The organism is Mesorhizobium sp. M1A.T.Ca.IN.004.03.1.1, assembly GCF_003997555.1.
Classification (GTDB): Bacteria; Pseudomonadota; Alphaproteobacteria; order Rhizobiales; family Rhizobiaceae; genus Mesorhizobium.
In genome coordinates, this window is sequence record NZ_RZTV01000186.1 from 1 (window position 1) to 289 (window position 289).

Genomic DNA, 289 nt, shown 5'->3' on the forward strand with positions numbered 1-289 from the left:
CCTTGCCCTTGTAGAACTGCTCCAGCCGCTGATCGCGGACATTCTCCGCACCGTGGACGAGAATGCCGAGCAGTGCGGTCACGGCTTCCTTGTTGTCCATGAAATCATTGCTCTGCGGGCCCGGATGTTTCCAGCTCGCCTGCACGCCATCGGGTTTTTCCCAGGCAGCGACGACTTCGCCGGCCTCACGCTGGATATTGCCGGCGACCGCTGCGCCGTAAAGGCAGCGGAAGCCGCCCTTCTGCTTGACGAGGTCCTCCGAGCCGTTGCCGTATAGCACATATTCCAG

General features: G+C 61.6%; 1 protein-coding gene. It reads right to left on the minus strand.

What is annotated here, in order from left to right:
- A partial coding sequence (locus EOD29_RS31260; protein WP_281059240.1) for an imelysin family protein occupies positions 1 to 289 on the minus strand: 289 nt, incomplete at both ends.